The organism is Pilosibacter sp. YYHA0881 (assembly GCF_051602715.1).
GTDB lineage: Bacteria > Bacillota > Clostridia > Lachnospirales > Lachnospiraceae > Alitiscatomonas > Alitiscatomonas aceti.
This window is the reverse complement of sequence record NZ_CP175657.1, coordinates 716,243-729,664: the sequence shown is the minus strand read 5'-3', so window position 1 is coordinate 729,664 and position 13,422 is coordinate 716,243. Positions and strand designations below refer to the sequence as shown.

The following is a 13,422-nucleotide window of genomic DNA, read 5'->3' as shown; positions in this document are numbered from 1 at the left end:
TTTATCCCATCCATGCAGCATCCTCTTTATAATTCGTAAGCGCCAAATATTCCTACGGATTTCCTAATACTCTGTTCCCTGCTATAATTGTAGGCGGAAGATATTTAGATTATTGTATTACAATTATGGAGTGATTATTCCAGAGTTCTCTGAGTCACCTGTCCGGATATTGAGAGCCACCATTTCGGAGAATGAGAGTCATATATTCCGGTAATTCAGAGCCACCTTATTGGGCTCTATTCTGGTTCCCATTATTGCAGATTATTCAATAATTTACAGTAGGGAAAAGAAGGTGCTCCGAAGGTCATCTTTCCAATCTCAAATTTCGCAAGGTTACCGAAAACTAATCACTATAGGGATTATAGCCGATTAAGAACTGGGCATCAATCGAAAAGCCCGTGTTTATGCGCTCTTTTCTGAGCGATATCGTATACCTCTTCGTCAGCTCGGATGCCAATAACGATAACCAGCATGGATGATTCTGTATGGCGAAGCTGATATACAACACGTAAGCCAGCGGATCGGAGCTTGATTTTCAGAAGTCCTGCAAGGTTCGTGCTGTTGTGATTACCAAGTGGCTTTCCATAGCCCTGTTCATCAACAGGCAGTGGATTTTGTTGAACTTTTTTGATGGCTTTTAGAACAAGGATGCGCTGGCTTCCATCGAGGTCTTTCAAGTCTTTTTCTGCTTCGGGAAGGTATTCTAGTTTCCAACTCATTCGATGTCGACCTCGCTAAAACCGGCGAGATCGTCTTCTGTAACACCGAGACGGCGGTTCATTTCTTCCTCAGAAATCAAAGAGGCAGGATCAAAGTGTGCCATACGTTCAGAAGCGACAGCCAGCAGACGAGCGTCATTTAATTCGTCCATTAAACGGATATATTCATCCGGGGAGATGAGAACGCATTCTGCGGTGTTGTTTTTCATAACAACTTTAGCACCGCACTGCTTGACATCTTCAAAAATTTTTCCGGCAAGCCCACGGTTGAATTGGGTGATCGGAACGGTATTAGTAATAGCACTCATAACAGAAGCCATAATCGTCCACTCCTTTCTTTACTTGCATTATAGCACACGTTTGCCAAAATATCAACTAACTGGTTGATAAATTTACTGATAAATATATTGTATGCTAAAAGGCGATTTTGATACACAGATAATAATATTTTGTTACTTTAAGCAGCCTGCTTCGTGCAGATGGGATTTTTTCATGCCCGCGAGGAGGGTGTTACCAAATGGCATCCAGAATCCGGGGCATCACCGTTGAGATTGGCGGCGATAGCACAAAACTCTCCTAGGCGCTGGAAAGTGTCAACAAATCGATCAAAGGAACGTAGTCCGGACTAAAGGATATCAACAAGCTTCTGAAACTGGTCCCCTACAACACAAAAATGGTCGTCCAGAAGCAGAAGATGTTGAGAGAAGGTCTGAAAGGATCCCATCTGGATGCATTTATTGACGGCCCGGTCCACGGCTTCGTTGAGCTCCAGGAATGCGGCATACTTCCGTACCTGTTCCATAAGGAGCATATATTCCTTCAGGCTCTGGCATTCCTCCAGGAGCTCACGGTTGGCCTCCGGGGAGATCTTTAAGACCTGGACCTTAAGCTTATAGGCTCGTCCGGTCCCGGAACAGCATCCGGAATACAGAATCCTTGTAGTCGCGGTGGCCACTGGTTTTGCCGGGAGTATAGCATATTTATTTTCGGAGGGCAAGGGTGTGCGGGATAAAATGTGAAGCGTTTTTTGCGGATTTACACCAGGCATGTGATACCGGAAGAAGTGGGCGTGTAAAGAAAAAGGATGCTGCGGAAGGACGTTTTTCGCCCTTTGATACGCAGCATCCTTTTTTCTATACAGCTACTATTCCCTGCCTGCCCTGTCTTTAATCCAGAGGCTCTGTCACGATCCTCCAGGTTACGTTGAAGGCCTGCTCGAATACGGCCAGATCCAGGTATTCGCCGGTGGTATGGACGTTGAACATACCGGTGGAGATCCCGGAGCAGTCAAAGCCGTGGCCAGAGAAGATATTGCTGTCGCCGGAGCCGTTGCTGATATGGTATTCCGGTGTGATCCCCTCAAGTTCCAGGGCGCGGACCGTTGCCTTTGTAAGGAAGCCGTCCAGATCCGGCTTGTGGGGCGGGCAGAAGTGGTCCACATCGATGTCCACGGTGGCTCCGAATTCGGCGGCCGCTTCCTGGCATGCATCCATGATCTTCTGCACCTGGGCCTCGATCTGGGCCTGGGAGTGAGAGCGGACCTCACAGGTAAAGGTGACTTTATCCGTAACGATGTTGGTGGCTGCGCCGCCCTCGATGCGGCCGATATTGGAGGTGGTCTCCGGATCGATGCGGCCGAATTTCACCTTGCTGATGGCCAGGGCCGCAGCGTTGATGGCATTGATGCCTTTTTCTGGTTCAATGCCGCCGTGGGCGGATTTTCCGTGGAAGGTGATGGTCAGCACGTCCTTTCCGGCGCCGGATTTTAAGATAAAGCCCAGATTTCCGGCTCCGTCCAGGGAAAAGATGTTTTTGGTAGGAATTTTGGAATAATCAAATTTTTTTGCGCCGTACATGCCGCTTTCTTCACAGATGGTGAAAAGATAGTACATGTCCCGATGGGGGGTTCCTGTTTCCTTCAGTACCTCCAACAGCTCCAGCATGATGGCGATTCCGGATTTATCGTCGGCGGCCAGGATCGTGTCCCCGCTGCTCTTTAATTTTCCGTCCTCAAGAACCGGAACAATACCGATCCCCGGTTCCACCGTATCCTGGTGGGCATTGAGACAGATGGATTCTCCTTCCATAGTTCCAGGAATATGGATCAGGAGGTTTCCGCTGTGGTCCCCGCCCACGGCCTTTCCAGCCTGATCGCGGTATACTTCATAGCCGCGGTCCTCAAAATATTTCTGGAGATAGTCGGTCATGGGGCCTTCCTTATAGGAAACGCTGTCGATCTGGATCATTTCCATGAGCCTGGATAAAATCCGTTCTTTGTTATACTGCATAAGAATCTTCCTCCCTTTTGTATCTGTCCCGTTTTCTGATTTTTCACGGGACACTCCGATGTTTTCATTATACTAAAAGCAGAGTGGAAAATCAATGAAAAACATGGGAGAGGCCTTGCGCAAATTCCTTCCCTGTGCTATACTTCTGGCACCGGGATCCTCTGGGGTCCCCACTGGTTCGTGAACCTCCCAGTATAAAAAACTAGGCATAAGTGAGAATGATAAAGGTAAAAAGCCCTGGCCGGAAGGCGGGGCTGGTACCGCTCTTTGCCTGGCGCACCGGTTTTCTGGATGGATTTCCAGAAGCTGGTGCGCTTATCTGAGGTTTTCAGAAAACTGGCAGGGGCGGTTTTTTGTTTCCCCTGCGTGAAAACGGAAGGAGAAAACAGGATGGATCAAAAGATACAGAAGGTGGTTATTGACTGTGACCCGGGGATCGACGACAGCCTGGCTCTGATGCTGGCGCTGTCCATGGAGGAGATCCAGGTGGAGGCCATTACCATCGTATGTGGGAACAGCCCGGCAGATATGGGCTTTTCCAACACAAAAAAAATTTTAAAGCATATGGGGCGTCTGGATATTCCCATTTATGTGGGAGCAGAAAGGCCGCTGAAGCGGGACTATGTGAATGCCCTGGATACCCATGGGGCCGATGGGCTGGGAGAGAGCTTTCTCCCGGAAGTCCCAGGCTATGAGAACTCCATGACCGCCCAGGAGTTTCTAAAAAAACGGTTTGTGCCGGGACAGGAAGGAGGCCCCTGCTCCGTGATCGCCCTGGGGCCCATGACCAATCTGGCCCGTCTGCTTTCGGACTGTCCGGAAGCAATCCTTTCCATGGACCGGATCGTGTCCATGGGAGGCAGCTTTAAAAGCCATGGGAACTGCTCTCCAGTGGCGGAATACAATTATTGGGCAGATCCAGATGCGGCGGCCCTTGTGTATGAAACGGCTGCCCTGTACGGAAAGAAGATCGAGATGACAGGGCTGGACGTGACCAGACAGATTGTCCTGACTCCGGATCTTCTCGCGTATCTGAAACGGCTGGATCCGGAGCTTGGCAGCTTTGTGTCGGCGATTACGAAGTTTTATTTTGATTTCCACTGGGAGTGGGAGCATCTGATCGGCTGCGTCATCAACGATCCCCTGGCTGTGGTCCATTTCGCGGACCCTGGACTATGCCGAGGGTTTGAAGCGTATACGGCGGTGGAGACGGAGGGGATCTCCCGGGGGCAGACCGTGGTGGACTCCATGGGCTTTTATAGAAAAGCTCCCAATGCCCTTATATTGACAGAAACGGATCCGGAGCGGTTTTTCCGGCTGTTCTTTTCCAGGCTCTTGAAATGCCGGGAGGAGGGGCTGGATCTGATCCCCGGTCTGGCGGCGGGAAGCCGGATGACGGGAACGGTATTCCTTCACGGAAAGGAGGCGCAGCTCCGATGAAAAGCAGGAAAAAAATGACTGTAAACCAGATGGTACTGATCGCCCTGGCAGCCTGCATCAACACAGCGGGCGGACAGGCAGCCCTGGCCCTGCGGCTTCCAGTATACCTGGACAGCATCGGGACCATTTTGGCAGGCATCCTCCTGGGGCCCGTTTACGGTATGCTCCCCAATCTTCTCAGCGGGATCCTTATGGGAATGACCACTGATATTTATTCGCTGTATTTTGCGCCGGTGGGCATGGTTACTGGATTTATGGCGGGGCTGGCGTCGAGGAGAATGCCGGAGCTTATGGGACGCGTCAGGGGGCTGCGGCTTTTTCTGGCTGCGGCGCTGATCACTGTTCCCGGGACCATTGTGAGCTCCCTGATCTGTGCGGGCCTTTTTGGCGGGATCACGTCGTCGGGCTCTACGGTCCTTGTACAGCTTTTGTCCCACACCCCCCTGGGAATGACTGCCAGCATATTTCTGGTGCAGGTCATTACGGATCTGGCAGACCGGACGGTGAGCCTTTTTCTGGCGTCTGCAGCCGCAGGCGCTGTGCCGGACCGGCTGAAACAGGCCATATGCGGCCAGCAGGGCAGAGCCTGCGGTCCTTAAGAAAGGAGAACAGCTATGGGAATACCAGAGGAACGGTACAGCAGGATCACTGCTAAAAATCAGAGGGAGATATGTCTCCTTAGGGGCTTTCCCTGTGCCTGGGGAAAATGCGCCTTCTGTGATTATATCGAGGACAACGGAAGGGACCGGGAGGCCATGGAGGCCTTAAACCAGCAGGTACTGGCCCAGGTGGCGGGAGACATGGGAGCCCTGGAGATCATCAATTCGGGGAGCTGCTTTGAGCTTCCCGAGGCGACGCTTGACGGGATCGCGGCCCTTGTGCATAATAAAAATATACAGCAGCTGTTTTTTGAGGCCCACTGGATCTACCGTCATAAGCTGGAGGAAATGCGGGAGCGGATGGGCGTCCCCATTATCTTCAAGATCGGCGTTGAGACCTTTGACTATGATTTCCGCCAGCGTGTCCTGAATAAGCATGCGGATTTCCGGGAGCCGGGGGAGGTAGCGGAATATTTCGACTCGCCATGTCTTATGGTGGGGATCCAGGGCCAGACAAAGGACATGATCCGGTATGACATCGACTGTCTGAAGCGGTATTTTAAGCTGGGGACCGTCAACGTCTACAATAATAATACCACTCCCATCCGTCGGGACCAGGCTCTGGTGGACTGGTTCATGGATGAGTACCAGTGGCTTATGGAGGATCCCGCAGTGGAGGTCCTTTATGAGATCACGGATTTCGGGGTCGGCTGAACGGAGGAAGAGGATTGAAATTTACTGTACATACCATGGAATATGCAGGAGGAAGGGCAGAGACATCCCTGGACCTGAGAAATTACCAGGACAGCGATTATGAGGAATACAGGACCATGTACAACGGCTGCTTTCTGGCCATGCGGACGGCTCTGGAGCTGCAGCCGGCGGAATGCTGCGCCGGCCGGGAAGAGCTGGCCCGGAGACGGTCAGAGATCTGGATCCTGGAGATCTCAGGAACCCTGGCGGGATCGGTGGCCGTTTATGGGAATGAGATCGACGATCTGGTGGTGAAGGGAGAATTTCAGGGCCGGGGTCTGGGAAGGGGCCTTTTACAGTGGGCCCTGGCGCTTCTGGAATCAGAGGGAGGCGGTCCCGCAGTACTCCATGTGGCAGACTGGAACCGCCGGGCCATGGAGATGTACAGGAAGCAGGGATTTCGCATCATAAAGACAGAAGTGATAGACAGAACCGCCTGACAGCGATATAATAAAGCTATCCATTATATCCCTTCAGGAAAGGAGATTCGATATGAAGTCGAAAGTATTTTTCACAAGAGAGATCACCCCGGAAAAGGTGGTGGAGCTGTACCGCCTTCTGGGAAAGGAACTGCCGGGAAAGGTGGCTATTAAGCTGCACTCCGGCGAGGTGGGAAACCAGAACTTTTTAAAGCCCGCCTTCTGGAAGCCCATCATCGATATGGTAGGAGGCAATGTGGTAGAATGTAATACTGCTTACGAAGGGCAGAGAAATACCACAGCCAAACATATGAGCACCCTGGAGGCCCATGGCTGGAAAAAATATTTCCGCGTGGATCTCATGGATGCAGAAGGCCCGGATCTGGAACTCTCCATTCCAGAAGGAAAGGTGATCCAGAAAAACTTCGTGGGAAAGAACATGAAGAACTACGATTCCATTCTGGTGCTGTCCCACTTTAAGGGCCATCCCATGGGCGGATACGGCGGAGCCTTAAAGCAGCTGGCCATCGGCTGCGCTTCCTCTTATGGAAAGGCGTACGTCCACGGCGCCGGAGACCCGGAAAAGATCTGGACCTCTGACCATGATTCCTTCCTGGAATCCATGGCGGATGCGGCCAAATCCGTAGTGGATTTCTTCCATGGAAACGCGGTGTATGTAAACGTGATGATGAATATGTCTGTGGACTGCGACTGCTGCGCCGTTGCAGAGGATCCCTGCATGAAGGATATCGGTATCCTTGTTTCCGAGGATCCCATCGCCATCGACCAGGCCTGCATCGATCTGGTATATGCGGCAACGGATGATCCGGGACAGAAGCACTTCTTGGAGCGGGTGGAGAGCCGCAACGGCGTCCACACCATCGAGGCTGCCGCTGCCCTGGGCTTCGGCTCCAGAGAGTATGAGCTGGTGGAAGTAAAATAATAAAACAGACATAAGGTGAGACCGGCTGTGTGTCTGGCAGGAAGCTGCCGGATGCCAGCCGGTTTTTGCGGCCCGGGGCTGGATCCTGCGGTCTGGGACCGGGAAAACCGAAAACTATGGAAAACGGGAGCCGTCCGTGATACAATGGAACGAAAGACGAGGAAAGGACAAAGAGGGAATGGCAGAACAGAACCAGAATCAGGATATGCAGAAGCCCCATAAGCGGCGGGTCCGTTATAAGGGGACGCATCCCCGGACATTTGAGGAGAAATATAAAGAGAGAGAACCGGAGAAATACGCGGAGACCATTGAAAAGGTGATCTCCAAGGGCAGCACGCCGGCGGGGATGCATTTATCCATCTGCGTCGATGAGATCCTGGAATTTTTACAGATCCAGCCAGGCCAGAGGGGGCTGGACGCCACTCTGGGTTATGGCGGCCACAGCCGGAGGATGCTGGAAAAGCTGGAGGGCTCCGGCCATCTTTATGGTCTGGACGTGGATCCCATTGAGATCGTAAAGACTGAGACCAGGATTAGGGAAAAGGGGTATGGAGCGGATATTTTCACAGTCCGGAAAATGAATTTTGCCGATGTCCTGGAGCTTTCCAGGGAAGTGGGGAAGTTTGATTTTATTCTGGCCGATCTGGGCGTTTCCTCCATGCAGATCGATAATCCGGAGCGGGGCTTTACCTATAAGGCAGAGGGACCATTGGATCTACGGTTGGATCCGGAAAAGGGAGTTTCGGCGGCAGAGCGCCTGCTGGAGGTGACGAAGGAAGAGCTGGCAGGGATGTTCAGAGAAAATTCGGATGAACCTTACGCGGAGGAGATCGCAGCGGCTGTTTTTAAAAGGAACCGGAAGAAGGACTTTATAAAAACCACGATCCAGATGAAGGAAACCATTGAGGATGCATTGAGCTTTCTTCCCGAACAGGAAAGGAAGGAGGCTGCGGCGAAATCCTGCAGACGCTGTTTCCAGGCGCTGAGAATCGACGTAAACAGCGAATTTGAAGTGCTGGACCGGTTCCTGGGGAGCCTGCCGGATATCCTGGCTCCAGGCGGACGGGCGGCAATCCTGACCTTTCATTCGGGTGAGGACAGGCTGGTGAAGCATTATTTCAAGGAAGGAAAAAAGGACGGGCTTTACCAGGAGATATCCGGAGATGTGATCCGTCCATCGGCTGAGGAGTGTCAGAGAAATCCCAGAGCCAGATCCACAAAAATGCGTTGGGCAGTGAGAGCATGATGCTTTCGCTGCTTTTTTAATAAGCAGCTTGACATTTTGGTTAGACAGTGCTAACATTTAAAAGGTGATTAGAAAAAACTAACCGATAAACTGAGGCAGAAAGAAGGAAACGTATGTGGACCAGGGAACAGCTTGAGCATGCCTTTAAAGCCAGAGGGAAGAGGATCACAAAACAGAGACAGATCATTTTTGAGGAAATGCTGAAAAAACAGTGGGTGAACTGTAAAGAAATTTACATAGAGGCATCCAGAAGGGATCCGTCCATCGGCCTGTCCACGGTGTACCGTACCATGCGGACGCTGGAAGAAATGGGGATCCTCCGCTGCGGCTATGGTTATGTGGATCCAGAAAATGACAAAATTTCCCAACACCATGAGTTAGATTTGACTAATAAAAAGTGCGGGTGATACAATACGGGAGTTCAGAGCACAGAAAGACCAGTGAGCGGGGAGTGAGGAATATGAAACAGCACCGATTCTGGGCATGGGCTGCGGTTTTCTGCTTTATTATGACCATGTTGACAGGATACAGACATAAGTAAGAAATGAGGAGGAAAATACAATGAATGGATCGCATTTAAAAAAACTGGGAATTTTTGCAGGAGGCGTTTTATTCGGGACAGCCGGACTTAAGGTCCTTGGAAGCAAGGATGCGAAAAAATTATATGTGAACTGCCTTGCGGCAGGACTGCGGGCCCGGGACTGCGCAATGAAGACGGCGGAAAGCCTTCAAGCGGACGCAGAGGATATCCTGGCTGAAGCAGAGGAGATCAACAGGGCCAGGGCTGCGGCTGAGACGGAAGAATATGACTCGGAGTGCCAGGATTCAGACTGCGGGGAGGAAGCTTCTCGGAGCTGATACAGATGTGGGGGATGCATGGGACGGTGCAGCCCTCTTTTTGTATCCAGGGTCTTGCGTTTCGTAAAAAATGCTGGGGAAGAGGTTTTTGCCCCGGCATCGTAAAATTAATTATGGAGATATAGAAATATGAAGCTGATTGTAAAACATGAGATCAGAGGGCGGATCCGGATCCATATATGCGGGGGAGCCATGACCATACGGCAGGCGGATCTGTTTGCTGCATATCTGGGCAGTCTTTCCATGGTATCAGATGCCCGGGTTTATGAACGGACAGGAGACGCGTCCATCATTTATACAGGGGAAAAGAAGGAACTGATCCAACAGATCCTTAAATTTGATCCGGAGGACCCGGAGTTAAACAGGCTGGTCCCCGAGAACAGTGGGAGAGAGCTGAACCAGAAGTATCAGACAAAGCTGGTGGGAAGGACGGCACTGCGGATTACAGCGAAGTTTTTTTTCCCGGCACCGGTCAGGGCCGCCTTTGTGCTGATACGGTCCGCCGGATTCCTGGCCAAAGGAATCCGCTGTCTTATGAAAAGAAAGCTGGGGGCAGAAGTACTGGATGCTGCAGCCGTTATCGTGTCGCTGGCAAGAAGGGATTTTGATACAGCTGGTTCCATCATGTTCCTTCTGGGAATGGGAGAACTGTTGGAGGAATGGACCCATAAAAAATCCGTAGGAGATCTGGCACGGAGCCTTTCCCTGAATATTGAAAAGGTATGGCTGAAGACGGAGAACTCGCAGATCCTAGTTCCCATTACAGAAGTGAAGGAAGGAGATGAGATCGTTGTCTGCACTGGAAATGTGATTCCCCTGGATGGAGAAGTTTCTTCCGGGGAGGCCATGGTAAATCAGGCATCCATGACAGGAGAATCCATAGCCGTAAGAAAGGCGGCAGGATCGTATGTTTATGCGGGAACTGTGACTGAGGAAGGAAATCTGACAGTTGTGGTGAAAAAAACCTCTGGCTCCACCCGGTTCGAGAGGATCACAGCCATGATCGAGGAATCAGAAAAGCTGAAATCGGTGTTGGAAGGAAAAGCGGCCTCTCTGGCAGATACTCTGGTTCCCTGGAGCTTTGGAGGGACGCTGCTTACATGGCTCCTTACAAGAAGCCCGTCGAGGGCAATATCGGTCTTAATGGTGGATTTTTCCTGTGCTCTGAAGCTGTCTATGCCTCTGGCGGTGCTGTCCGCCATGAGGGAGGCCAGCAGCTATGGGATCACGGTAAAAGGGGGAGTTTACCTGGAGGCAATGGCAGAGGCGGATACGATTGTATTCGATAAAACAGGAACGCTCACAAAGGCTGAGCCGGTGGTGGCGGGCATCGTTCCTTTTGAGGGCAGGAGAGAGGAGGATGTACTCCGTCTGGCGGCCTGTCTGGAGGAGCATTTCCCTCATTCCATTGCCAATGCTGTGGTGGCTGAATCCAGACGCCGCAGGCTGATCCATGAGGAGATGCATTCCCAGGTGGATTATATTGTTGCCCACGGGATTGCCACCTATGTAGGAAACGAGCGGGCAGTCATAGGCAGCAGACACTTTGTGTTTGAAGATGAAAAATGTGTGGTCCCGGAGGGAGAGGAGGATCTTTTCCAGTCGCTTCCGGAGGAATTTTCCCATCTGTATCTAGCTTTGGGAGGCCGTCTGGCGGCAGTGATCTTGATCGAAGATCCCCTTAGGGAGGAGGCTCCAGCTGTGGTGGCAGAACTGCGGAAGCTGGGGATCCGGAAGGTGGTCATGATGACCGGGGACAGTGAGAGGACTGCCAGAGCCATTGCAGCCCGGACGGGTATGGATGATTACAGATCCGAAGTGCTTCCAGAGGACAAGGCAGCGTTTGTGGAGCAGGAAAAGGCAGAGGGCCACAGGGTCATTATGGTCGGTGATGGAATTAACGATTCACCGGCGCTTTCAGCGGCGGATGTGGGAATTGCTGTCAGTGAGGGAGCCCAGATTGCCAGAGAGATCGCAGATATCACGGTTTCCGGAGATGTGCTGGAGCAGCTGGTGATCCTCAGGACCCTGAGTACTAGGCTTATGCAGAGAGTCAGAAAGAATTACCGGTTTGTGATCGGTTTTAATCTGGCCCTGATGGGGCTTGGAGTTTCTGGAATTATGCCTCCGGCTTTATCCGCCCTTTGCCATAATTCTTCTACGCTGCTGGTGAGTCTGGAAAGCATGACCAACCTGCTGCGGGACTATTGAAAAGGAACGGACACCATGATATAATCTATATTCAGAAAATGAAATGATATCAGGGTCAAAAGACCGATGAATCCGATGCGAGCCTGCTTGTGGGAGGCACTTTGAACTTGAGACCTGCCAAAACACCTCAAATCCGTTCTTTTTCATTCAAAAATGAGCGGATTTGAGGTGGTTTGGAGATTGTTGGAGCCATCGTGCGGAGCAATCCGGTATCACAGGGGTCAAAATAGCTTTTGACCCCAATATCATGAAATACATGAAAGAGAAAGAGGGACAGAAAATGAATTACATGGTCTGTATTCCGTTTCCTGATATGGTGTCCAGGGAAAACTGCGAAAAGGTACATAATATCCTGGCCAGGATGTCAGATGCCTATAAACTCAATATTGTGCCCGAACCGGTGAAGGCGAGACAGGCTCCATGTCCGGAGTATTACAGAAAATACCGGATCTATAAAGAAATCCGTGAGAGGGATGGAAACGGCGAGGCATACCTTCTTCAGGAAGAGGAAGATATGATCCTCAGCGTGTGCCGGACTCCGGAGGAGGAAGCGCTTATGAGGAGCTGCACCTATGCGTACCGTTACCCGTCCAGCCTGGTCCTTAAGAGTTTCCGAGAGGACAAGAAAGAAAAGAAGGAAAAAAGGGAGAGCAGGCCCGAATCCAGAGGAGAACGGAGCCGGGGAGAGGGACTGGAAAAACCGGAACGGGGAGAGTTACAGGAACGGGCAGGAAAGCCGGAGCGTGCTTCCAGAGGGGAACGGCAGACGCGGGGAGAGAGACAGGGTCAGTCTGAGAAAGCGGAGAGACCCGGAAGAGGCGAACGGCGTGAACGGCTCGAAAGATCTGAAAAAACAAGCAGGGGAGGAAATAACGATGCTGGCATTTGAATGTGATTATCTGGAAGGAGCCCATGAAAAAATCTTAAACCGACTGATCGAAACGAACATGGAGAAGCTGCCCGGCTATGGAGCAGACCCCTACTGCGCCAGTGCCAGGGAGAAGATCCTGGATGCATGCCAGTGCCCGGAAGGAGAGGTGTTCTTCCTGGTGGGCGGCACCCAGACCAACGCCACAGTCATCGACGGGCTTTTATCCTCTTATGAGGGAGTGGTTTCCGCAGAGACAGGCCATGTGAACTGCCACGAGTCCGGAGCCATCGAGGCTTCCGGCCATAAGGTCATCACACTTCCCCATCATGAAGGAAAGCTGGACGCCGGGGAGCTGGAAGCTCTTTTAAAGACGTTCTGGGGAGATGAGACGCATGAGCATATGGTATTCCCGGGCATGGTCTACATTTCTCATCCCACGGAATACGGTACACTGTATACAAAAAATGAGCTGAAGGGGCTCCACCAGGTCTGCAAAGCGTATGGGATCCCCCTGTATATGGACGGAGCAAGACTGGGATACGGTCTTGCGGCCCATGGTACGGATGTGACCCTGCCGGTGATCGCCGAATACTGCGATGCCTTTTATATCGGAGGAACAAAGGTGGGGGCTCTCTGCGGAGAGGCCGTTGTGTTCCCGAAAAAGGAGCAGGTTCCGAAGCATTTCTTTACTATCATCAAGCAGCACGGAGCGCTTTTAGCCAAGAGACGTCTTCTGGGGATCCAGTTTGATACGCTGTTCACCGATGGCCTTTATATGGAAGTAAGCCGCCATGCCATCCAGATGGCTGAGGTTTTAAAGCAGGGGCTGAAGGAAAAGGGCTATGGCTTCCATATCGGCTCTCCCACGAACCAGCAGTTTGTGATCCTGGAGAACAAAAAGCTGGAGGAGTTGAGGAAGGAAGTGAGCTTCAGTATCTGGGAGAAAAAGGATGCGGACCATACGGTGGTGCGGTTTGCCACCAGCTGGGCAACAAAGGAAGAGGATATCCGGAAGCTCCTGGCGCTGATGTAACACTCACTGTTTACCGGCCTGCCAGTGGGCTGTATATGTAAT

The 13,422-nt window shown here is 51.7% G+C and carries 15 protein-coding genes and 1 riboswitch; of the genes, 11 read left to right on the top strand and 4 right to left on the bottom strand.

Translation table 11 applies throughout. The features are described 5' to 3' along the window. Positions 1–383: 383 nt before the first annotated feature. The 4 genes from ACI6NM_RS03535 to ACI6NM_RS03520 all read right to left on the bottom strand — a co-directional run bounded on the left by ACI6NM_RS03535 (position 384) and on the right by ACI6NM_RS03520 (position 3,007). The gene (locus ACI6NM_RS03535) at positions 384–719 is read right to left on the bottom strand and encodes a type II toxin-antitoxin system RelE family toxin (RefSeq protein ID WP_158357457.1); all 336 of its coding nucleotides are present in this window, start codon (positions 717–719) and stop codon (positions 384–386) included. Beyond that, positions 716–1,039, bottom strand: a complete 324-nt coding sequence (locus tag ACI6NM_RS03530; protein ID WP_022272565.1) for a type II toxin-antitoxin system Phd/YefM family antitoxin — start codon at positions 1,037–1,039, stop codon at positions 716–718. The genes ACI6NM_RS03535 and ACI6NM_RS03530 overlap by 4 nt, the downstream gene beginning before the upstream one ends. A 305-nt stretch (positions 1,040–1,344) precedes the next feature. After that, entirely contained in the window at positions 1,345–1,674 is a 330-nt protein-coding gene (locus ACI6NM_RS03525) for a hypothetical protein (RefSeq protein WP_262426913.1), read from the bottom strand. 211 nt (positions 1,675–1,885) lie between these two features. Next, positions 1,886–3,007 (bottom strand): M20/M25/M40 family metallo-hydrolase, encoded by a 1,122-nt coding sequence (locus tag ACI6NM_RS03520; protein WP_262426864.1) that lies wholly within the window; start codon positions 3,005–3,007, stop codon positions 1,886–1,888. Positions 3,008–3,174: 167 nt separating this feature from the next. Then, positions 3,175–3,219, top strand: a riboswitch (PreQ1 riboswitch). 178 nt (positions 3,220–3,397) lie between these two features. On the opposite strand from ACI6NM_RS03520, the gene ACI6NM_RS03515 reads away from it, so the two are divergent. The 11 genes from ACI6NM_RS03515 to ACI6NM_RS03465 all read left to right on the top strand — a co-directional run bounded on the left by ACI6NM_RS03515 (position 3,398) and on the right by ACI6NM_RS03465 (position 13,380). Continuing rightward, positions 3,398–4,447, top strand: a complete 1,050-nt coding sequence (locus tag ACI6NM_RS03515; protein WP_262426863.1) for a nucleoside hydrolase — start codon at positions 3,398–3,400, stop codon at positions 4,445–4,447. Beyond that, entirely contained in the window at positions 4,444–5,046 is a 603-nt protein-coding gene (locus ACI6NM_RS03510; RefSeq protein ID WP_022273612.1) for a type 2 periplasmic-binding domain-containing protein, read from the top strand. Before ACI6NM_RS03515 ends, ACI6NM_RS03510 begins: the two co-directional genes overlap by 4 nt. A gap of 15 nt (positions 5,047–5,061) precedes the next feature. Further along, positions 5,062–5,760: a radical SAM protein gene (locus tag ACI6NM_RS03505; RefSeq protein ID WP_262426862.1), complete on the top strand. Its 699-nt coding sequence runs from the start codon at positions 5,062–5,064 to the stop codon at positions 5,758–5,760. 14 nt (positions 5,761–5,774) lie between these two features. Next, positions 5,775–6,239, top strand: coding sequence for a GNAT family N-acetyltransferase (locus tag ACI6NM_RS03500; protein WP_262426861.1), 465 nt, complete (start codon positions 5,775–5,777; stop codon positions 6,237–6,239). 52 nt (positions 6,240–6,291) lie between these two features. Continuing rightward, positions 6,292–7,161 (top strand): DUF362 domain-containing protein, encoded by an 870-nt coding sequence (locus ACI6NM_RS03495; RefSeq protein WP_022273615.1) that lies wholly within the window; start codon positions 6,292–6,294, stop codon positions 7,159–7,161. A 178-nt stretch (positions 7,162–7,339) separates the two neighbouring features. Beyond that, a complete protein-coding gene (gene rsmH, locus ACI6NM_RS03490) occupies positions 7,340–8,407 on the top strand; it encodes a 16S rRNA (cytosine(1402)-N(4))-methyltransferase RsmH (protein ID WP_262426860.1) in 1,068 nt (355 codons plus the stop codon). A 113-nt stretch (positions 8,408–8,520) separates the two neighbouring features. Next, positions 8,521–8,814: a Fur family transcriptional regulator gene (locus tag ACI6NM_RS03485; protein ID WP_262426859.1), complete on the top strand. Its 294-nt coding sequence runs from the start codon at positions 8,521–8,523 to the stop codon at positions 8,812–8,814. A 154-nt stretch (positions 8,815–8,968) separates the two neighbouring features. Beyond that, positions 8,969–9,265, top strand: a complete 297-nt coding sequence (locus ACI6NM_RS03480) for a DUF6110 family protein (protein WP_262426858.1) — start codon at positions 8,969–8,971, stop codon at positions 9,263–9,265. A 129-nt stretch (positions 9,266–9,394) separates the two neighbouring features. Beyond that, complete coding sequence (locus ACI6NM_RS03475; protein ID WP_262426857.1) at positions 9,395–11,476, top strand: heavy metal translocating P-type ATPase; 2,082 nt, start codon at positions 9,395–9,397, stop codon at positions 11,474–11,476. Positions 11,477–11,756: 280 nt separating this feature from the next. Continuing rightward, positions 11,757–12,365: a hypothetical protein gene (locus ACI6NM_RS03470; protein ID WP_262426856.1), complete on the top strand. Its 609-nt coding sequence runs from the start codon at positions 11,757–11,759 to the stop codon at positions 12,363–12,365. Continuing rightward, positions 12,352–13,380, top strand: a complete 1,029-nt coding sequence (locus ACI6NM_RS03465) for a threonine aldolase family protein (RefSeq protein WP_262426855.1) — start codon at positions 12,352–12,354, stop codon at positions 13,378–13,380. Before ACI6NM_RS03470 ends, ACI6NM_RS03465 begins: the two co-directional genes overlap by 14 nt. Positions 13,381–13,422: the final 42 nt, after the last annotated feature.

What these genes read in the sequence shown, in the direction of transcription:
- ACI6NM_RS03535 (WP_158357457.1), bottom strand. Translation starts at nt 719, where the DNA reads ATGAGTTGGAAACTAGAATACCTTCCCGAAGCAGAAAAAGACTTGAAA.
- ACI6NM_RS03530 (WP_022272565.1), bottom strand. Translation starts at nt 1,039, where the DNA reads ATGGCTTCTGTTATGAGTGCTATTACTAATACCGTTCCGATCACCCAA.
- ACI6NM_RS03520 (WP_262426864.1), bottom strand. Translation starts at nt 3,007, where the DNA reads ATGCAGTATAACAAAGAACGGATTTTATCCAGGCTCATGGAAATGATC.
- ACI6NM_RS03515 (WP_262426863.1), top strand. Translation starts at nt 3,398, where the DNA reads ATGGATCAAAAGATACAGAAGGTGGTTATTGACTGTGACCCGGGGATC.
- ACI6NM_RS03510 (WP_022273612.1), top strand. Translation starts at nt 4,444, where the DNA reads ATGAAAAGCAGGAAAAAAATGACTGTAAACCAGATGGTACTGATCGCC.
- ACI6NM_RS03505 (WP_262426862.1), top strand. Translation starts at nt 5,062, where the DNA reads ATGGGAATACCAGAGGAACGGTACAGCAGGATCACTGCTAAAAATCAG.
- ACI6NM_RS03495 (WP_022273615.1), top strand. Translation starts at nt 6,292, where the DNA reads ATGAAGTCGAAAGTATTTTTCACAAGAGAGATCACCCCGGAAAAGGTG.
- rsmH (WP_262426860.1), top strand. Translation starts at nt 7,340, where the DNA reads ATGGCAGAACAGAACCAGAATCAGGATATGCAGAAGCCCCATAAGCGG.
- ACI6NM_RS03485 (WP_262426859.1), top strand. Translation starts at nt 8,521, where the DNA reads ATGTGGACCAGGGAACAGCTTGAGCATGCCTTTAAAGCCAGAGGGAAG.
- ACI6NM_RS03480 (WP_262426858.1), top strand. Translation starts at nt 8,969, where the DNA reads ATGAATGGATCGCATTTAAAAAAACTGGGAATTTTTGCAGGAGGCGTT.
- ACI6NM_RS03475 (WP_262426857.1), top strand. Translation starts at nt 9,395, where the DNA reads ATGAAGCTGATTGTAAAACATGAGATCAGAGGGCGGATCCGGATCCAT.
- ACI6NM_RS03470 (WP_262426856.1), top strand. Translation starts at nt 11,757, where the DNA reads ATGAATTACATGGTCTGTATTCCGTTTCCTGATATGGTGTCCAGGGAA.
- ACI6NM_RS03465 (WP_262426855.1), top strand. Translation starts at nt 12,352, where the DNA reads ATGCTGGCATTTGAATGTGATTATCTGGAAGGAGCCCATGAAAAAATC.